Source organism: Buttiauxella sp. WJP83 (assembly GCF_027594725.1).
Taxonomy (GTDB): Bacteria; Pseudomonadota; Gammaproteobacteria; order Enterobacterales; family Enterobacteriaceae; genus Buttiauxella; species Buttiauxella selenatireducens.
Genome location: NZ_CP110080.1, coordinates 59,276 through 76,622 on the forward strand (window position 1 = coordinate 59,276; position 17,347 = coordinate 76,622).

Annotated in this window: 15 protein-coding genes; 9 read left to right on the top strand and 6 right to left on the bottom strand. The window is 50.9% G+C overall.

The window, feature by feature from the left end; all coding sequences use genetic code 11:
- Nucleotides 1-140: 140 nt before the first annotated feature.
- From OH773_RS00265 to OH773_RS00280, 4 genes are all read left to right on the top strand, one after another.
- Nucleotides 141-497, top strand: a complete 357-nt coding sequence (locus tag OH773_RS00265) for an endonuclease domain-containing protein (protein ID WP_270141955.1) — start codon at nt 141-143, stop codon at nt 495-497.
- A gap of 74 nt (nt 498-571) precedes the next feature.
- Nucleotides 572-2,566 (top strand): biofilm formation regulator HmsP, encoded by a 1,995-nt coding sequence (hmsP, locus tag OH773_RS00270; RefSeq protein ID WP_270141957.1) that lies wholly within the window; start codon nt 572-574, stop codon nt 2,564-2,566.
- Between the two features lie 175 nt (nt 2,567-2,741).
- Complete coding sequence (locus tag OH773_RS00275; protein WP_270141960.1) at nt 2,742-4,028, top strand: dicarboxylate/amino acid:cation symporter; 1,287 nt, start codon at nt 2,742-2,744, stop codon at nt 4,026-4,028.
- 216 nt (nt 4,029-4,244) lie between these two features.
- Entirely contained in the window at nt 4,245-5,729 is a 1,485-nt protein-coding gene (locus tag OH773_RS00280; protein WP_270141962.1) for a M16 family metallopeptidase, read from the top strand.
- Between the two features lie 120 nt (nt 5,730-5,849).
- On the opposite strand, the gene OH773_RS00285 is transcribed toward OH773_RS00280, so the two are convergent.
- A complete protein-coding gene (locus OH773_RS00285; protein ID WP_270141964.1) occupies nt 5,850-6,782 on the bottom strand; it encodes a sugar kinase in 933 nt (310 codons plus the stop codon).
- 232 nt (nt 6,783-7,014) lie between these two features.
- Between OH773_RS00285 and pdeH the strand changes: the two genes are divergently transcribed.
- Together pdeH and OH773_RS00295 are read left to right on the top strand one after the other, a co-directional pair.
- Nucleotides 7,015-7,788, top strand: coding sequence for a cyclic-guanylate-specific phosphodiesterase (gene pdeH, locus OH773_RS00290; protein WP_270146009.1), 774 nt, complete (start codon nt 7,015-7,017; stop codon nt 7,786-7,788).
- A 65-nt stretch (nt 7,789-7,853) separates the two neighbouring features.
- Nucleotides 7,854-9,920 (top strand): AsmA family protein, encoded by a 2,067-nt coding sequence (locus OH773_RS00295; RefSeq protein WP_270141966.1) that lies wholly within the window; start codon nt 7,854-7,856, stop codon nt 9,918-9,920.
- Nucleotides 9,921-10,027: 107 nt separating this feature from the next.
- On the opposite strand, the gene OH773_RS00300 is transcribed toward OH773_RS00295, so the two are convergent.
- From OH773_RS00300 to OH773_RS00310, 3 genes are all read right to left on the bottom strand, one after another.
- On the bottom strand, nt 10,028-11,353 hold the full coding sequence (locus tag OH773_RS00300; protein ID WP_270141968.1) for an MFS transporter: 1,326 nt from the start codon (nt 11,351-11,353) through the stop codon (nt 10,028-10,030).
- 251 nt (nt 11,354-11,604) lie between these two features.
- Complete coding sequence (gene yhjD, locus OH773_RS00305) at nt 11,605-12,615, bottom strand: inner membrane protein YhjD (protein ID WP_270146011.1); 1,011 nt, start codon at nt 12,613-12,615, stop codon at nt 11,605-11,607.
- Between the two features lie 54 nt (nt 12,616-12,669).
- Complete coding sequence (locus OH773_RS00310; RefSeq protein WP_270141970.1) at nt 12,670-13,569, bottom strand: LysR family transcriptional regulator; 900 nt, start codon at nt 13,567-13,569, stop codon at nt 12,670-12,672.
- Between the two features lie 119 nt (nt 13,570-13,688).
- Between OH773_RS00310 and OH773_RS00315 the strand changes: the two genes are divergently transcribed.
- Both OH773_RS00315 and OH773_RS00320 read left to right on the top strand, forming a co-directional pair.
- Nucleotides 13,689-14,447, top strand: a complete 759-nt coding sequence (locus OH773_RS00315) for an SDR family NAD(P)-dependent oxidoreductase (protein ID WP_270141972.1) — start codon at nt 13,689-13,691, stop codon at nt 14,445-14,447.
- Nucleotides 14,448-14,623: 176 nt separating this feature from the next.
- Nucleotides 14,624-14,869 (top strand): DUF1471 domain-containing protein, encoded by a 246-nt coding sequence (locus tag OH773_RS00320; RefSeq protein WP_270141974.1) that lies wholly within the window; start codon nt 14,624-14,626, stop codon nt 14,867-14,869.
- Between the two features lie 43 nt (nt 14,870-14,912).
- On the opposite strand, the gene OH773_RS00325 is transcribed toward OH773_RS00320, so the two are convergent.
- Nucleotides 14,913-15,440 carry a GNAT family N-acetyltransferase gene (locus tag OH773_RS00325; protein ID WP_270141976.1) on the bottom strand — a complete coding sequence of 176 codons (528 nt, stop codon included), beginning with the start codon at nt 15,438-15,440 and terminating at the stop codon, nt 14,913-14,915.
- 81 nt (nt 15,441-15,521) lie between these two features.
- A complete protein-coding gene (locus tag OH773_RS00330; RefSeq protein ID WP_270141978.1) occupies nt 15,522-15,695 on the bottom strand; it encodes a DUF1127 domain-containing protein in 174 nt (57 codons plus the stop codon).
- A 176-nt stretch (nt 15,696-15,871) separates the two neighbouring features.
- Between OH773_RS00330 and OH773_RS00335 the strand changes: the two genes are divergently transcribed.
- Nucleotides 15,872-17,290, top strand: a complete 1,419-nt coding sequence (locus tag OH773_RS00335) for an aminotransferase-like domain-containing protein (RefSeq protein ID WP_270141980.1) — start codon at nt 15,872-15,874, stop codon at nt 17,288-17,290.
- Nucleotides 17,291-17,347 lie beyond the last annotated feature (57 nt).

The window sequence follows — 17,347 nt, forward strand, 5'->3', positions numbered from 1 at the left end:
CTCCCCCAGGAGAGGGAATACTACGGTTTTCTCCTTCTCCCTCCGGGAGAAGGCCGGGATGAGGGTGATTTTTCCCGAGGCACTTTCCAAAATTCCCCCCTAACTCTGACAACCCGCCTAAAAATCACCACTATTCAGCAATGAATAAAAAACTAAAAACCTACGCTAAAACTCTGCGTCAAACGATGACGCCTGAAGAACAGCTTCTGTGGTACCTGTTGAGAAACCGCCGTTTTGCGGATTATAAATTCAGGCGGCAACATCCCGTTGGCCCGTTTATTCTCGACTTCGCCTGTTACCAACCACAGCTCGCCATAGAACTGGACGGCGGGCAGCACGGTGAAAATCATCGCTATGACGAACGCAGAACACAGTGGCTGGAGGGAAGAGGCTGGAAAGTCTTACGCTTCTGGAATAATGAGTTATCAGAAAATACGGAAGGAGTGCTCACCGTTATACTTGAAGCGTTGAATGCGCTTTCGGTTTCTCGGGTCTAAAAGGCTTCACAATGCAGTATACTCAGCGGGCATAAGAATATGTCCAGTAAGCCTAGTCATTGCGGAGTGTAAGTTTGCGAGTCAGTCGTTCATTAACGATTAAACAAATGGCGATGGTGTCAGCCGTCGCCTTGCTGTTTATTTTCATTTTTATAGTGGTACAGCTTTTTCACTTTGTGCAGCAAAGCCGCTACGACACCGCCAGCCAGATGGAGAAAATCGCCCATTCGGTGCGTATTCCGCTGTCTGAAGCTATCCTGAAGGCGGATATTCCTCAGGCAGAGTCCATCCTGAATCAGATTCAACCTTCCGGCATTATCAGCCGGGCGGATGTGGTGCTGCCAAACCAATTCCAGGCATTGCGTAAGAGCTTTGCGCCAGAGCGCCCGATCCCCGTATGGATTACTCGTCTGTTTGAACTTCCGGTTCAGATATCGTTACCGCTGTATTCACTGGAACGCCCGGCAAATCCGCAGCCGCTGGCCTATCTGGTGCTGCAAGCGGACTCCTGGCGGATGTACAAATTCATCATCAGTACAATTTCGACCTTACTGACGACATATTTACTGCTGGCGCTGATTTTGTCTGTTGCGATTAGCTGGTCGATAAACCGTTTAATTGTTCACCCAGTGCGTAAAATAGCCCGTGAACTCGATAGCCTAAGCCCGCACGAAGCGGCGAGCCATCAACTCAGTTTGCCTCCTCTTCATCACGATGATGAGATAGGTATGCTGGTGCGCAGCTATAACCGTAATCAGCAAATGTCGCAGCGCTTATATGAAGAAACGAGCGCGATGAGTACCCGAAATGCCCTGACCGAGTTGCCAAATAAAGCGCTGTTACTGGCGTTGCTCGAACAACTGACGGCCAGCGAAAACAAAAACGCGCTGATCGTGATCGCCAGCGAAACCTTGCAGGATAGCGCCGGTGTGCTGAACGAGGAGCAGCGTGAAATGCTGCTGCTGACACTGGTCGAAAAAATAAAAAGCGTTCTGCCACCTAAGATGGTGTTGGCTCAACTTAGCGGGTACGACTTCGGCATTATTGCGCATGGTGTGCAGGATGCATGGCAGGCGATGGCTCTGGCGAAGCAAATCAATGCGGTTTTCAACGAAAAACTGACCATTCACTCTATTTCTCTCAAGCCGACCGCAAGTATTGGCATTGCGATGTATCACGGCGGTTTGACGGCAGAACAGCTGTATCGCCGTGCGGTTTCCGCGGCGTTTTCTGCCCGTCGTCATGGCAAAAATCAGATTCAGTTCTTTGACCCGGAACAGATGGCCATTGCGCAGCGCCATTTGACCCAGGAACACGATTTAATGGCAGCGTTAGACAACCAGCAGTTCGCGATTTGGTTGCAACCGCAGATCAACATGCGTACCCGGGAAGTGGTGGGTGCGGAAGTGTTACTGCGTATGCAGCAATCCGATGGTAGCTGGGCGTTGCCGGAAGGCTTGATTGAACGTATCGAAGATTGTGGTTTGATGTTCACCATTGGCAACTGGATCCTTGAAGAGTCTTGCCGTGTGCTGGCCGGATGGCAAACCCAGGGCATCACTATGCCGCTCTGTGTGAATATCTCGGCACATCAATTACTGCACGAAGAAATGGGTGCGTCACTGCTGGAGTTGATGGCGCGTTACCGTATCCAGCCAGGAATGTTAATTCTGGAAGTCACGGAAAGTCATAACATTGATGATCCGAAAAAAGCGGTCAGTATTTTGCGTCCGTTACGCAAAGCTGGGGTGCGAATTGCGCTGGATGATTTTGGTATGGGTTACGCCAGCCTGCGCCATTTACATCACCTGAAATCACTGCCTGTGGATGTGTTGAAACTCGATAAGAGCTTTGTCGATGGCCTGCCGGAAGACAACACAATGGCAGGGGTTATTATCGGCATGGCGAATACGTTGGGCCTGAAACTGGTGGCTGAAGGAATTGAAAATCAGGCGCAGTGTGACTGGCTATTAAACGAAGGTGTGACCCTTGCACAAGGTTATCTTTTCTCCAGGGCATTGACTCTTAAAGAGTTTGATTCGAAGTACCTATCTGCCGCAAAGCAGTAAATTAGTTGTTGCAAATGTTATTGGGCTGGCGCGAGTCAGCTCAATTATTTAACAATTTTGTCTACAAATAAGCGCTGTGTCACTTTTGAGTGTTTTCGTGGGTGTTATTTTTGGTGCCGCAGGCCGATAGCCATTCTCGCGGTCCTGTGGAATCTCTACCTCTCAAGGACACGCTATGAAACTCTCTCTTTTTAAAAGCCTCTACTTCCAGGTCCTCACGGCGATAGCCATCGGTATCCTGCTGGGTCATTTTTACCCGGAATTAGGCGCGCAGATGAAACCGCTCGGCGACGCATTCGTTAAACTAATTAAAATGATTATCGCGCCGGTTATCTTCTGCACAGTCGTAACAGGCATTGCGGGCATGGAAAGCATGAAAGCGGTGGGCCGTACAGGCGCTGTGGCACTGCTTTACTTCGAAGTTGTCAGCACCATCGCGCTGATTATTGGTTTGCTCGTGGTAAACCTGTTGCAGCCAGGGGCTGGCATGAACGTTGACCCTGCAACGCTTGATGCCAAAGCGGTGGCAATGTACACCGAACAGGCACAGCAGCAAGGCGTGGTCGCATTCTTACTGGATGTTATTCCGGGTAGCGTGATTGGCGCGTTCGCCAGCGGCAATATCCTGCAGGTTCTGCTGTTTGCGGTGCTGTTTGGCTTTGCGCTGCACCGTCTGGGCCATAAAGGCCAACTGATTTTCAACGTCATTGAAAGCTTCTCGCAGGTTATTTTCGGCATCATCAATATGATCATGCGCCTTGCGCCAATCGGTGCTTTCGGTGCCATGGCGTTTACTATCGGTAAATATGGCGTCGGGTCGCTGGTCCAGCTTGGCCAGTTGATTATCTGCTTCTACATCACCTGTATTCTGTTTGTGGTGGTGGTGTTGGGTTCCATTGCCCGGATGACGGGTTTCAGCATCTTTAAATTTATCCGCTATATCAAAGAAGAGCTGCTGATCGTGCTGGGCACGTCCTCGTCTGAATCTGCGCTACCAAGAATGCTCGATAAAATGGAGAAACTCGGTTGCCGTAAATCGGTTGTCGGGCTGGTTATCCCGACCGGGTATTCGTTTAACCTTGATGGCACCTCGATTTATCTCACCATGGCAGCGGTGTTTATCGCGCAGGCCACCAACAGCCACATGGATATTTTCCACCAAATCACGCTGCTGGTGGTGTTACTCCTCTCCTCTAAAGGCGCGGCGGGTGTGACGGGAAGTGGTTTCATCGTACTGGCGGCAACGATTTCAGCGGTGGGGCATTTACCGGTCGCGGGTCTGGCGTTGATTCTCGGTATTGACCGCTTTATGTCTGAAGCACGTGCGCTGACTAACCTGGTCGGTAATGGTGTGGCGACGGTGGTTGTGGCGAAGTGGGTGAAACAGTTGGATGAGAAACAACTGACAGAAACTCTCAATAATCCAAATTCCGCGAAAAAAGTGAGCGAAGTCTCTTCTTAACACCCTCAATTGCCCACGGCGACTTGCCCTCGCTGTGGGCTACTGCGCATAATTGACCCTTGAGCCAAATTCTTTGGCGTTTTTTTTCATTTTAAAAGTGACGTTTCCGCTTCGACGCGGTCAAACGGAGTGGTGAAATATCACCGCGGTGGCTTTTTTTCGTAATCTTTTGCCACCATTACACTTTTTAATCAGGATTGTTTTCCAGGGGTTAACATGCAGGGCACCAAAATTCGACTCTTAGCTGGCGGATTGCTGTTGGTCGCCGCCGCCAGTAATGTGCAGGCAGAAGCACTACAGCCCGACCCAGCCTGGCAGCAAGGTACGCTGGCCAATGGTTTTCAATGGCAAGTCCTGGCCACACCTCAGCGCCCAAGCGATCGTATTGAGATTCGTCTGTTGGTCAACACTGGCTCATTGACTGAGACCACCCAGCAGAGCGGCTTTAGCCACTTCTTACCACGCCTGGCACTTACACAAAGCGGTAGCTTGCAACCCTTGCAGGTACGCTCACTATGGCAGCAAAGTGTGGACCCGCAGCGTCCTCTGCCTCCAGCGGTAGTTTCGTATGACTTCACGCTGTTTAATCTTAGCCTGCCTAATAACCGCAATGATTTGCTCAAAGAAGCGCTGGTTTATCTTTCAGAAAGTACCGGTAAAACGTCAGTAACCCAGGATACGGTGAACGTTGCGCTGCAAACTCAGGATATGGTGGCAACCTGGCCGATGGACACCAAAGACAACTGGTGGCGCTATCGCTTGCAAGGTTCCACGCTGTTGGGCCATGACCCGGCAGAAGATCTCAAGCAGCCAGTCGATATTGAACAACTGAGCGAGTTCTACAAGAAATGGTATACCCCGGATGCGATGACGTTGATTGTGGTGGGTAACGTAGATAGCCGAAGTGTTGCCGATCAAATCAACAAAACGTTTGGCACTCTTACAGGCAAACGTGAAACGCCCGCACCGGTTGCGACCCTTTCTCCGCTCAAGCGCGTGCCTGTGAGTTTGATGACCGGCAGCGTGAGCCAGGATCGTCTCTCTTTAATGTGGGATAACTCATGGCAGCCCATTCGTGAATCGTCTGCATTGCTGCGTTACTGGCGTGCTGACCTCGCCCGTGAGGCGCTGTTCTGGCATGTGCAGCAGAACCTCAGCAAGCAGAACATTAAGGACCTCAATCTGAGCTTCGATTGCCGTGTGCTGTATCAGCGTGCGCAGTGTGGCATTAACCTTGAGTCACCAAACGATAAGCTGAACGCGAATTTAGCGAACGTGGGTAAAGAGCTGGTTAACGTTCGTGATAAAGGGCTATCGCAGGCAGAGTTTGATGGGTTAGTTGCGCAGAAAAAAGCGGAACTCGCCAAACTGTTTGCCACTTACGCGCGCACCGATACCGATGTGTTGATTAGCCAGCGCATGCGTTCGTTGCAAAACCAGGTGGTTGATATCGCGCCGGAACAGTATCAGAAGTTGCGTGGGGATTTCCTGAACAGCCTGACACTGAGTTCGTTGAATCAGGACTTACGTCAGCAGTTGTCGCAAGAAATGGCGTTGGTGCTGTTGCAGCCAAAAGGCGAACCTGAGTTCAATATGAAGGATCTGCAAGCGACGTGGGATAAGGTGATGGTGCCGAGTAAAACGCTGCCGCTAACGGATGAACCTAAGCAGGACGGGGCGGATACACCTCCGGCGCAGTAACCGGACGCCCTCACCCTAACCCTCTCCCCCAGGAGAGGGGATAGTGCGGTTTTCGCACTCAAAACAGGGGACGTCTTTCCCTCCCTCTCCTTCAAGGAGAGGGTCGGGGTGAGGATTGTTTTAGCCTGGCATCGCTTCTTTCGGGATAATCGCGCCGCGATACTGAATCACAGTACTCGCAGTCAAATGTCCACGTTTTGCCGCTTCTTCTGCACTTCCGCCAGTCAAACGCACCGCCAGATAACCCGCACTGAAAGAGTCACCCGCCGCAGTGGTATCAATCACTTTTTCTTTCGGTAATTTAACCGCAGGCACTTCTAACAGCGATTCACCCTGAATTGCCACCAGACAAGAATCTGCACCACGCTTGATAACCACTTCACGCACGCCCGCAGCTTGAGTACGGTGAATAACTTCTTCAACCGGCTTCTCACCCCATAACAAATCTTCGTCATCCAGCGTCAGGAACGCGATATCAGTACAGGTAAGCATTTGCTGATAAACCTGCTGTGTCTCTTCACGGCTTGCCCACAGGCGCGGACGATAGTTGTTATCAAAGATAACCTTGCAACCGTTAGCGCGGCATTGAGCCAGCAACGCCATCAGTTTTTCACGGCTAGCTGCGTTAAGAATCGCCAGGCTAATTCCGCTCAGATACACGTAGTCGAACTGAGCCAGTTCCGCACAGATTGCTTGCGCTTGATCGCTTTCCAGCCAGAAACGGGCAGCGGCTTCGTTGCGCCAGTAGTAGAAGGTGCGCTCGCCAGTCGCATCAGTTTCGATGTAATACAGACCCGGTAAACGGTGTTCCAGGCGCTGTGTCAGCTCGGTATGTACGTTTTCTTGCTGCCAGGCGTCCAGCATTTGTTGGCTGAAGTTATCTTCACCCAGTGCCGTAACGTAGTGGACTTCAAGCGCATCAGCATTGACCTGACGAGCGATATAAACAGACGTGTTTAGGGTGTCGCCACCAAAGCCGCGGCTAACTTCCGCACCTTTTTGCGACAGTTCAATCATACATTCACCGATGACGGCGATTTTGCGCGTTGGCATAGCAGTAAACCTGAATTAATGAAATTCCCGCTAGTTTGCTGGTCGGTTAAAAACGAGTCAAACAATTTAAAACGATGTTTCGAAAAACTTTGAGCTAAGGCAGATTCTTGTCAATGTGAACGAACTCTCTTTCATTGAGGTTGTACTGAAAGCGAACATAAAGTTCTCATGCGCTACGCCGATAACTTGTCGATGAGCCATGCGAGTTATCAAAGTAAACAGGACCCACATGATGAAGTTTAAGCAGATCACTCACCGGCTTAATACGCTTGAGGCGAGTGTCGAAAGTTTGCAGGAACGGCGATTCTGGATGCAGTGCCAGCGGCAGTACACCTTCCAGCCGATCTATAAAATCGATGGTCGATTGATGGCGATAGAACTCCTGACGGTGGTCACGCACGAGGATGAGCCGGACGTTCGTATTCCGCCCGATCGCTACTTTTCATCTGTCACAAGTCGCACGCGATTGATGATCATCGAAGAGCAACTTAACCTACTGCGCAGTTGGGAATCCATCTTCCTCGGCTATGACATCTTAGCGTCGGTGAATGTCGATGGCCCTACGCTTGTGGCCATGAAACATCATCAGCCGATATTGGCCCTGATAAACAAAATGCCGTGGGTGCGTTTTGAACTGGTTGAACACATTACCCAACCACAAGCGGTGACGCTTGCGGGAATGAACGAATTTGGCCCGCTGTGGCTGGATGATTTCGGTACGGGAGTCGCCAACTTTTCAGCATTAAGTGAAGTGCACTACGACTACATCAAAGTCGCGCGTGACCTGTTTATCATGCTGCGCACCAGTGAAGAGGGCCGCAATTTATTCACTATGTTGCTGCAATTGATGAACCGCTACTGCAAAGGTGTCATCGTTGAAGGCGTGGAAACTGAAGATGAATGGCGCGATGTCCAAAACTCTCCTGCATTCGCGGCGCAAGGCTATTTTCTCTCCCGTCCCTTCCCATTTGAACAGTTAGAGAGTGTGCTAACTCGCCTCTCCTGATGCCGCATTGGTCACGCTCAACTATCTTTAGTGAATGCGTACCACATCAGGAGAAGGTAAAAGGCATGACTAAAACTGGAAAAGTCGCCAGCGGTATCGTCGGGGGTTTATTGTTGTTGGTTGTTGTGGCAATCATTGTGATTGCGACGTTTGACTGGAATCGGCTCAAACCGACCATCAACCAAAAAGTCTCGACGGAGCTGAATCGTCCCTTCGCCATTCGTGGCGATTTAGGCGTGGTATGGGAACGTAACAAAGAAGAGACCGGCTGGCGCAGTTGGGTGCCGTGGCCGCATGTTCATGCCGAAGATATTATTCTCGGCAATCCACCCGATATTCCTGAAGTCACCATGGTGCATCTGCCTCGCGTTGACGCCACGCTTGCTCCACTCGCACTGCTCACCAAAACCGTTTATATCCCCTGGATAAAGCTTGTTCAGCCCGATGTGCGCATCATTCGCCTGACGGAAAAAAACAATAACTGGACGTTTAACTTTGCCAGTGACAAGCCAAAAGATCCCAATCAGCCGCCGTCTTCCTGGTCCTTCAGAATGGACAATATTCTGTTCGATAAAGGCCGAATTGCGATTAACGACAAACTCACCAAAGCAGAGATGGAAATCCTCGTCGACCCACTCGGCAAACCGTTACCGTTTAGCGAAGTTGAAGGAAACAAACCGAAAGGCAAAGATGCCGCAAAAGCCGGAGACTATGTCTTTGGTCTGAAAGTTCGCGGGCGTTACAACGGGGAACCGATTGAAGGCAGCGGCAAAATTGGCGGCATGCTGGCACTGCGTAGCGAAGGTGAAACGGCTTTTCCGGTGCAGGCCGATGTGCATTCAGGGAATTCACGCGTGGCATTTATTGGCACCATCAACGACCCCATGAAGATGGGGGGTGTCGATCTGCAACTGAAATTCTCCGGTGATTCGTTGGGTAATCTCTACGATCTTACCGGCGTGTTATTGCCGGATTCGCCGCCCTTTGAAACTGACGGACATTTGCTGGCGAAAATCGACACGGAAAAAGGGTCGGTCTTCCGTTATCAGAACTTTAACGGGCGAATTGGTGAGAGCGATATTCATGGTTCTCTGACGTATTCTCAAGGTAAACCGCGCCCGAAACTGGAAGGTGACCTTGAGTCTAAACAGCTCCGGCTGGCGGATTTGGGGCCGTTAATCGGCGTGGATTCCGGCAAAGGCGCTCAGCAAAGCAAACAAGCCGAGCAAGCCAAAGGCGAGAAAACTGTTCAGCCGAGCGGCAAAGTTCTGCCATACGATCGTTTCGAAACGGACAAATGGGATGTGATGGATGCCGATGTGCGTTTTAAAGGTGGCCGTATCGAACACAGCGGGACGCTGCCCCTCAGCAACCTTACTACGCATGTGATTCTCAAGAATGCAGACTTGCGCCTCCAGCCGCTGAAATTTGGCATGGCGGGTGGCAGCATCAGCGCTAACATCCACCTTGAAGGCGATAAAAAGCCGATGCAGGGAACCGCAGATATTCAGGCGCGGCGTTTACAACTTAAACAGCTGATGCCGAAGGTGGAATCGATGCAGAAAACACTCGGTGAACTGAACGGTGACGCAGATTTGCGCGGGCGGGGGAACTCTATCGCTGAGTTGCTGGGGAGCAGCGATGGCAATCTGAAACTGCTGATGCACGATGGGCTAATTAGCCGCAACCTGATGGAAATCGTCGGCCTGAATGTGGGGAATTACATTGTCGGGCAAATCTTTGGTGATGACGAGGTGCGGATAAACTGCGCGGCCGCGAATCTGGATTTACGCGACGGGGTAGCCTCACCGCGTATTTTTGCCTTTGATACGGAGAATTCGCTGATTAACGTCACCGGCACCACCAACTTCGCCAGCGAGCGACTCGATTTAACCATCAATCCAGAAAGCAAAGGGGTGCGCGTTCTTACGCTGCGTTCGCCACTTTATGTGCGGGGCACGTTTAAAAACCCAGAGGCTGGCGTGAAACCAGGCCCACTGATTGCTCGTGGCGCGGTAGCTGCAGCGCTTGCGACATTGGTTACGCCAGCAGCAGCGTTGCTGGCGCTGATTTCGCCTTCAGAAGGCGAACAGAACCAGTGCCAGAGGATTTTGGGGCAGATGAAGAAGTGATTTGAGCCTGGACGCCCTCACCCCAGCCCTCTCCCCCAGGAGAGGGAGTAAACCGGACCTAACCCTCTCCTTTGGGAGAGGGTTAGGGTGAGGGGAAAATACGAATACTACAGTGACAAATGACGTGTCTCTTTAGACATCAGCAGTGCAACCAGCGTAATCGCTGACATCGCCGCCAGATACACACCGACATAGAACAGACCGTAATTCGCCTGCAACCAGGTTGCGATATATGGCGCGACCGATGCACCCAGAATCGACGCCACGTTATACGAGAATGATGCCCCGGTATAACGCACTTCCGTTGGGAACAACTCTGGCAGCAGCGCACCCATTGGGCCGAAGGTTAAACCCATCAGGCTCAGGCCAATCAGCAGGAATGCCATCACCAGCGTCGGGTTACCCGAACCCAATAACGGCTGGAATACGGCTAACGCAAACACAATCATCAAACTGGTGATAACAATCATGCATTTACGACGGCCAAACTTATCAGCCAGTAAACCTGCAATTGGCACCATTACGCCAAAACCAATCACCGCCATCATCAGCATCCACAACACATCGTTGCGCGAGAAGCCCAGACCTACCGGCACTTTGGCGGTGCTGAAGGTCATTGAATAGACTGTCATGATGTAAAAGAGCGTGTAAGTTGCCAGCATGATAAACGTGCCAATAACCGTCGCTTTCAGGTGCTTAGTCAGCAGCGTACCCAACGGAATTTTCACCTGTTTACCCGCCTTAGCGATTTTGGCGAACACTGGGGTTTCATGCAGAGAAACACGCACATACAGGCCGATTATCACCAGAACCGCGGACAGAATAAACGGTACGCGCCAGCCCCAGGACATGAATTGCTCGTCAGTCAGCAACCAGGAAAGCAGCAGGAAGGTGCCGTTGGCAAAGAAGAAGCCGATGGGCGCGCCCAATTGCGGGAATGAACCGTACAACGCGCGTTTACGTGGTGGCGCATTCTCGGTCGCCAGCAATGCAGCGCCGCCCCATTCACCACCCAGACCCAAACCCTGCCCGAAGCGTGCCAGTGCCAGCAGCATTGGCGCTAATACACCGATGGTTTCGTAGCTCGGCAACAGGCCAATCAACACCGTTGAAACACCCATCGTCAGAAGTGATGCCACCAGGGTCACTTTGCGGCCGACTCGGTCACCAAAATGGCCGAACAGTGCGGAACCAATTGGACGTGCAACGAAGGCAATGGCAAACGTAGCGAGCGACTGGAGTGTCGCCGCGGTAGGGTCACCCTGCGGGAAGAAGATATGCGGGAAAACAATGACGGCCGCAGTGGCATAAATATAGAAATCGAAGAATTCGATGGCGGTGCCGACAAGCGAGGCAACGACCACTTTTCCGCGTGAGTTAACGGGCGTGGCGTCAGTTTCGGTATTGACTGGTGTAGCGATGGTGGCTTGCATAGTTTTTTCTTATTTTATATCGAACGAAAGGCCATATTACGCACAGCAAAAGGCGCATTTCAACGCAGGTTTGTTCACCGCGCTGTTCGATTAACGAGCAAAAAGAGGATAATTTTCAGTCTAGAAAAGAAGTGTCTATGTAATGCTTCACATAAATAAAAAATCAGAGAATAAAACTGCTTTTAGGTTAAATAAAAGTTACAGACTGGATTTATGTGCTGAGTGGTCCAGCATCTCCAGCCTGTTGTTCATCAATTATGCGTTTTACCCGGCATTCTTGGGTCATCTTTATATTGTGCGGTGGCAATCCAGGCGGCACAAAAAAGCGTCAGGCGGGCGAAGAAATAGAAAAACGCCATCAATCCTAAAACGGAACCAAACGCCGCGCCAGAAGGTGATTTTACGAGGGCTGGCAAGCTGTAGGTCATGATGATTTTGATCACTTCAAAACCAATGGCCGCAATAAATGTGCCGCGAATAAGCGCCTTTTTACGTGGGCGGTGGCGTGGCAGACGCCAGAAAATCCAGAAGAACAGCAAGTAGTTAGCAAAAATAGATATCGTCAGCCCAACCAGGTGCCAGACCGGTTTTAACCATTCGATACCGCCCAGATGCAAAAGGTTAATCAGGAATGTCTGGGCGGAACCGGCAACCGAGGTGATGGATAACGTCACAACCAGCGCAACCAGCAAGCCAATCAGTGACACCAAATCACGCAGATACTTCGTCCAGAATTTTTCCTGATCCTGCGGTGTCCGCTCCCATTTTTCCCGCGACTGAGCCCGCACCGCTTCACGCAAATTTCCCATCCAGTTAATGCCGGAATAAAGCGCAATGAGCAGACCCACCAGACCCACGGTTGTACGCTGTTGCACCGCTGTATTGATGGTGTTTTTCAGCGTCGCGGCAAGCGTTGGCTCACTGACATTGACGAGGATCTTTTCGAAGATACTCTCAAGCAGCGTGGGATGTGACGCGAGGATGTAACCTGCGGCGGCAAATGCCACCATCAAAATCGGGATCAGCGACAGGAACGAAAAATAGGTGATTGCTGCACCAAATTGATTACCCATGCGGTCGTTGAACCGTTCCGCTGCGCGTATCAGGTGAGCAACAACAGGGTTACGTTCGACACGCCCGACAGTGCTGTTCACACTGTCGATTGTTTTATTGACGGTCTGATTATTGGTTTTGATTTTGATGATCGGTTCATCGTCGGGCGTATCGGTAGGGCGACTTTCTTTACTTTCCGGCATGGTCATCAGGTGATTTTTCCTCTGCATCTGCAAGATCTTAAAGAAATTATAGCCTGAATGCTAATCGACATACCCTTTCACTAATCCCGTCAGCCATTCCATAAACAAATGAACGCGGCGGGAGAGATTACGTCGATGCGGATAAAGCAGTGAAACAGGCATCGGTTGGGCGCGGTATTGCGGCAGGATCTCCACCAGTTTTTTACTCTTGAGTAAGTCTCTCACGCCAATGCGCGGGACCTGAATAATCCCAAGCCCAGCGAGGCACGCGGCTTGATAGGTTTCGGTACTGTTCACCGTGATAACGCCACCGGTTTTTATCCAACGCGTACTTTTATCGAGCCAAACTTCAAACCCCTGCGGGCGGCTACCGAGGTTTAGCGCGTAATGCACCACGGCGTGAGAAGCCAGATCGTCCAGGCTTTCCGGATAGCCAAAACGCGCCAGATAATCTGGGCTGGCACAGTTAATTAAGGTGAGTTTCCCTAATGGTCTGGCAACCAGGCCTGAATCTTTAAGTTGCCCGACGCGTACCACGCAATCGAACCCTTCGCGCACCACATCCACCAAGTGATCGCTGCTGCTTAATTCCAGCTCGATACCAGGATATTGCTGCAAGAAAGCGGGGAGTTTGGGGAGCACCAGATTTTTAGCCACACCTACAGGCATATCTACACGTAATCGCCCACTGACGCTGCTGGGATCATGCAGGAATAGCCCGTCCAGTTCATCAAGATTGGCTAATAGATCGCGACAGCGCTCGTAATAAACCATGCCATCTTGTGTCAACTGCACGCGTCGCGTCGTGCGGTGCAATAACCTTGTTCCAAGCATGGCTTCTAACGCCTGAATTTGGCGCGATACGCTACCTTTAGGAAGGCCCAGAGTGTCGGCTGCACGAGAAAAACTCTCAAGTTCAGCCACTCTAATGAATAGTTGCATTGCATGTATTTTATCCACTTTTTTCTCACATTGTTGTTGGTAGAGAAACAGTGATGCGTTATGGGCGCTCTTTATTGATTTTGTAGCAGCTAATAAGCTTTACCTCAATCACCGAACAGTCATCGAAGGGGCAAATCATGAGTCAAACAATCGCATTAGTGACCGGCGGCAGCCGGGGATTAGGTAAAAACGCGGCGTTGAAACTAGCAGCCCGCGGAGTGAATATTATTCTGACCTACAACAGCAAGCAGCAAGAAGCGCAGGATGTGGTGCGCGAAATTGAGCTAACAGGCGTGAAAGCGGTGGCAATTCAATTGAACGTCGCCGATAGCGTAACCTTCCCGGCTTTTGCTACAGAAGTGAAGCAACAACTGCGTGACGTGTGGCATCGCGACTCGTTTGATTATTTATTAAACAATGCCGGTACGGGTCTCGATGCGCTGTTCGAAAAAACAACAGAAGCGCAGTTTGATGAATTAATGAACATCCATTTGAAGGGGCCGTTCTTCCTCACCCAGCACTTATTGCCGCTGATTAAAGATGGTGGTCGCATTTTGAATGTATCGACTGGCCTGACGCGCTTCGCTTTGCCAGGAAAAGCGGCTTACGCCGCGATGAAAGGGGCGATGGAAGTGCTGACGCGCTATCAGGCAAAAGAACTGGGGGCGAGAGGGATCTCGGTCAATATCATTGCTCCGGGCGCGATTGCGACAGATTTTGGCGGGGGTGTTGTGCGTGACAATGAGCAGGTGGCGAGCGCTATCGCTGCACAAACTGCGTTGGGACGCGTTGGGCAACCTGATGATATTGGCAACGCGATTGCGGTTCTGCTGAGCGATGAAAGTGGCTGGATGAATGCGCAGCGTATTGAAGTTTCAGGCGGAATGTTTTTGTAAGTGGGTGCAGTTGCGAAGGTGAAATAAACCTCACCTTCGCGCGTTAAATATTTGTCAAAAATATTGAATGATTTAAGCGAATCATTCCACTATCACCCCTTGAGGTGCAGCGCTATTCTTATCACATCGAAAGCAAACGCGCTTTCTCACTTAAACAGACCTCAAGGATAATCACCATGAAAAGCATCAAATATTTTGCCGTAGTTATGACTCTTGCCGCTTCATTCTCATCTTTCGCAGCAACCACCGAGGCCGTTGAAGGCCAGAAAATCGGTACAGTTTCCGTCAGTGGCGCGTCAAACATCGATAGCCTACAGGCACAATTACAAGCAAAAGCTGAACAGGCTGGCGCGAAATCTATCCGCATTATCTCTGCAGGCGGTGATAACAAAGTGTTTGGTGTCGCTGAGATGTATAACTAAGTCATCACGCTGTATGGGCCGCCGAGAATGTGCGGCCCGTGTTTTATCTGAACTCGCTGCGTAACAAGCCAAAAATCCAGTCATCTTGCCAGGCACCGCCGATGAAGTAATTTTCGCGCAGTATCCCCTCTGGCTGAAAGCCCGCTTTTTCCAATACTTTCTTCGAGCCGATATTTCCCACCGTCACTGTGGCAGTCAGTTTTCGCATGGCGCATTTTTCAAAGGCAAAACGGCAAAGGGTATGAAGCGATTCATAACCATAACCTTGCCCGTGGAAGGCTGAATCGAGGATAAAGCCGACTTCCGCTATGTCATCCTCACCGCGCACAAATCCAGTGAAGCCAATCAGCATCCCGTTATGTTTATCGCGCATTGCGAGGCATAACCAATGGCGGCTGTGCAATTCCCAGCGCACCAGACGTGAATTAAAGATTTGGCGGATTTCCGCTTCTTTGCGGTCATCGGAGACGTAACGCATAACGACAGGATCTTGTTGCAGCTGTAAAAAGCTCGGCCAGTCTTGTTCGGTAACTTGCGTTAAATTCAGTCGTGAGGTTTTGAGTGAAAGCATATTGGTTGCTCTGCTGTGTGGACTCACTCTACATAGCAGCAAAAAAATAACGGCGCCAGAAAATTGCGCCGTTATATGAGGTTAATTCCAGCGTGATAAATCATCCGTAGTCAGTCCAATATCGCGTAATTGTTCCTTACTGAGCCCTTGCAGTACGCGCGCCGTCTGGCGTTGTAACCAGCGTTGCCGGAAATAATGGTAAATCATCACAAAGCCATAAAACGGTTTATGAGAACGGTTTTCTTCAAAGCCCATGATGTTGCTCCTCTTGTGAGTTCGAGGGTCATCATGCGCCGCCATACAGATAGCCGACAGATTCAAATATTACTTTTATTTAACATACAGAAGCGCTAAAACATGATCTGAATGGCGAATATGTCACCACTCTGTACTGGTTTTTCTGTCTGTATGGTTGCTTAAGAGGATACAGCATGACGCGCTACCAACATCTCGCCACATTGCTGGCAGACCGCATTGAACAAGGGTTGTATCGCAGTGGTGAACGCCTGCCTTCGGTACGCAGCCTGAGTAATGAGCATGGCGTGAGTATCAGCACCGTGCAGCAGGCTTATCATCTGCTGGAAGACAAACAGCTGATTTCACCGCAACCCCGTTCCGGGTATTTCGTCACGCAACGTAAAGCGCAACCCCCGGTTCCGCAACTGACCCGCCCGGTACAGCGGCCTGTCGAGGTCACGCAATGGGACGCGGTGCTCGAGCAACTGGTTACCCGTGAAGAGGGCGATATTATTGCTCTGGGCAGCGGCGTCCCGGATGTAACACAACCGACCATCAAACCTCTATGGCGCGAACTGAGCCGCATCGCGCAGTATCAACAATCCGAATTGCTCGGCTATGACAGCATTCACGGCATGCGTTCGCTGCGCGAGCAAATCTCCCGTCTGATGCTGGATAGCGGCTGCGTGGCAACCGCCGACGATATTCTGATAACCACTGGTTGCCACGAAGCCTTGTCGATTGCAATTCGCGCGGTGTGTGAAGCGGGTGACATTGTGGCGGTGGAGTCGCCGTCGTTTCATGGCACCATGCAGATGCTGCGGGCATTTGGCATTAAAGTTGTTGAAATACCGACAGATTCTGTGACGGGGATCAGCGTGGAAGCATTGGAATTAGCGCTTGAGCAGTGGCCGATTAAAGCGGTGATTCTGGTGCCAAACTGCAATAACCCTCTGGGGTTTATTATGCCGGATGCACGTAAGAAAGCAGTGCTGACGCTCGCGCAACGTTTTGATATTGCCATCATTGAGGATGATGTTTACGGCGAGCTGGCTTATGAATATCCCCGTCCAATGACGATTAAATCAATGGATGTTGATGGTCGCGTACTGCTGTGTAGCTCTTTTTCTAAAACGCTGGCACCAGGTTTGCGAGTCGGCTGGATTGTGCCGGGCCGCTATCTGGATCGCGCTTTGCACATGAAATATATCGTCACTGGCAGTACCTCGACCTTCTCACAACTCGCTGTGGCAGAGTTTATTCGCAACGGTAACTACCATCGCCATCTGCGCCGTATGCGCCAACTTTACCAGCGCAATCTCGAAGATTTTACCTGTCATGTTCGGCACTATTTCCCGTGCGGTATTTGCGTCAGTCGTCCACAGGGCGGCTTTATGATGTGGGTTGAGCTGCCGGAAAATATTGATATCGTACCGATTTGCTGTGCGCTGCGCGAAGAGCATATCCATATTGCGGCGGGCTCGCTGCTTTCAGCGTCAGGGAAGTATCGCAACTGCCTGCGCCTGAATTATGCATCGCCGTGTGATGCCGCAACCGAAGCCGCGTTGCGTAAAACGGGGGAAGCGTTAAATCTGGCGCTGGAGAACGCGTAGATTTTGCTCTCTTTTATCGCCATTGGGCATGCAGCACTTGCGTTAGTCTGTTGTGTA

Bases quoted from the DNA above. Each gene is read 5' to 3' on its own strand.
- OH773_RS00265 (WP_270141955.1), top strand. From the start codon at position 141: ATGAATAAAAAACTAAAAACCTACGCTAAAACTCTGCGTCAAACGATG.
- OH773_RS00280 (WP_270141962.1), top strand. From the start codon at position 4,245: ATGCAGGGCACCAAAATTCGACTCTTAGCTGGCGGATTGCTGTTGGTC.
- OH773_RS00335 (WP_270141980.1), top strand. From the start codon at position 15,872: ATGACGCGCTACCAACATCTCGCCACATTGCTGGCAGACCGCATTGAA.
- OH773_RS00320 (WP_270141974.1), top strand. From the start codon at position 14,624: ATGAAAAGCATCAAATATTTTGCCGTAGTTATGACTCTTGCCGCTTCA.
- OH773_RS00330 (WP_270141978.1), bottom strand. From the start codon at position 15,695: ATGGGCTTTGAAGAAAACCGTTCTCATAAACCGTTTTATGGCTTTGTG.
- OH773_RS00315 (WP_270141972.1), top strand. From the start codon at position 13,689: ATGAGTCAAACAATCGCATTAGTGACCGGCGGCAGCCGGGGATTAGGT.
- OH773_RS00275 (WP_270141960.1), top strand. From the start codon at position 2,742: ATGAAACTCTCTCTTTTTAAAAGCCTCTACTTCCAGGTCCTCACGGCG.
- pdeH (WP_270146009.1), top strand. From the start codon at position 7,015: ATGAAGTTTAAGCAGATCACTCACCGGCTTAATACGCTTGAGGCGAGT.
- OH773_RS00295 (WP_270141966.1), top strand. From the start codon at position 7,854: ATGACTAAAACTGGAAAAGTCGCCAGCGGTATCGTCGGGGGTTTATTG.
- OH773_RS00285 (WP_270141964.1), bottom strand. From the start codon at position 6,782: ATGCCAACGCGCAAAATCGCCGTCATCGGTGAATGTATGATTGAACTG.
- OH773_RS00325 (WP_270141976.1), bottom strand. From the start codon at position 15,440: ATGCTTTCACTCAAAACCTCACGACTGAATTTAACGCAAGTTACCGAA.
- yhjD (WP_270146011.1), bottom strand. From the start codon at position 12,615: ATGACCATGCCGGAAAGTAAAGAAAGTCGCCCTACCGATACGCCCGAC.
- OH773_RS00300 (WP_270141968.1), bottom strand. From the start codon at position 11,353: ATGCAAGCCACCATCGCTACACCAGTCAATACCGAAACTGACGCCACG.